The sequence below is a fragment of the Streptococcus oralis genome (genome assembly GCF_003943825.1).
Classification (GTDB): domain Bacteria; phylum Bacillota; class Bacilli; order Lactobacillales; family Streptococcaceae; genus Streptococcus; species Streptococcus oralis_CD.
Map to the genome: position 1 here is coordinate 1 of NZ_RJNJ01000042.1, position 877 is coordinate 877.

An 877-nucleotide genomic window follows, 5' to 3' on the forward strand; every position below is an offset into this window, starting at 1 on the left:
GAGGAAAGACGACTGCGACTGCGATTTGGGGATTTTCGGTCGGTGCATAGGCGACCGCGTTGGTATTATTGGCCTTTTGACCGCCATTAACGTAACTTTCGGCAGTACCCGTTTTCCCGCTGATGGAAACGGCTGCGCCATTTGAAAAGGCACGACCAGTTGTCAGAGCGCTCGTTCCATGCGAAACTTGATAGAAACCTTGGTGCAAGAGAGCCATATCCGCTTCTGAGATATTGATCTTGTTCAGTTCCTTGGTGGCTGTTTCTTGAACTAGATTGCCTAAGCCACCTTGTTCATTGTTTCCATAAACTCCCTCAACGATGTGAGGAGCTAAACGCACACCATTGTTTGCAATAGTTGCGACATACTGGGCTAACTGCATAGGTGTGTAGTTGTCAAACTGACCAAAGGCGTTATTAATATAGTTGGCCAAATCAAATTCTTTTGGTGTAAATCCTGTAGATTCATCTGGGAGGTCAATCTCTGTTGAAGCTCCAAGTCCATATTCTCCAAAGGTTGATCGCAACTTGCCCATTGCAGTTTCTAACTGATCAGTTGCGACTATCATATTTGGCTGGTAGGACTGCCCCATGATCCCTAGCGCAGTCTGAACCATGTAGGTATTAGAAGAGTACTCTAGAGCCTCAACTGCTGTGATAGGGAAGGAGCCATAGGACAAGGTATACCATGAATTGATCGGAGCCGAACCTTGGAAAACAATCGGCTGATCTGTCAAAGTTTGATTTCCTGACAAGACCCCATTTTCCCAACCAGAGCTAAGGGTTGCCGCCTTAACGACAGACCCTGGTACAAAGACATTGGTTATCGTTCCAAGCGAATCTGAACTTAATTCACCGGATTCGACATCATGCTTGAC

The 877-nt window shown here is 46.3% G+C and carries 1 protein-coding gene; it reads right to left on the reverse strand.

The window, feature by feature from the left end:
• Positions 1–877, reverse strand: an 877-nt coding sequence (locus D8863_RS10435; RefSeq protein ID WP_260469796.1) for a penicillin-binding transpeptidase domain-containing protein, incomplete at both ends; no start/stop codon positions are given.